Source organism: Desulfocucumis palustris (assembly GCF_002933875.1).
Lineage (GTDB): Bacteria > Bacillota > Desulfotomaculia > Desulfotomaculales > Desulfocucumaceae > Desulfocucumis > Desulfocucumis palustris.
In genome coordinates this window covers 1-307 of sequence record NZ_BFAV01000106.1, presented here as the reverse complement: position 1 = coordinate 307, position 307 = coordinate 1, and the positions used below count along the sequence as shown (strand labels likewise).

Sequence of the window (307 nt, the reverse complement as noted above, 5' to 3'; positions counted from 1 at the left end):
CTACACCTATGACTCCAACGGCAATCAAAAAAGTGAAAAAAGAGAAAACGATTACTCCTGGGGATACTCCTACGATTACGAAAACAGATTAATCAGGGTAACCAAAGGCAGCAATGAACAGGTAAGAAACCTCTATAACGGCGACGGGCAGCTAATGGGAGTAATAGAAGCGGCCAACGACAGCGCCACCTACTACCAGTACGACGGCAGTCAGGTAATAGCCGACCGGGACGGGGCCGGGGCGCTGATGGCCAGCTACACCAGGCTCCCCTCCGGCAAACTGCTGGATATGTACAAAAGCAACGGT

At 51.5% G+C, this 307-nt stretch carries 1 protein-coding gene; it reads left to right on the top strand.

Features of this window, described 5'->3' with window-relative positions; all coding sequences use genetic code 11:
• A partial coding sequence (locus DCCM_RS08480; RefSeq protein WP_207655563.1) for a hypothetical protein occupies nucleotides 1-307 on the top strand: 307 nt, incomplete at both ends.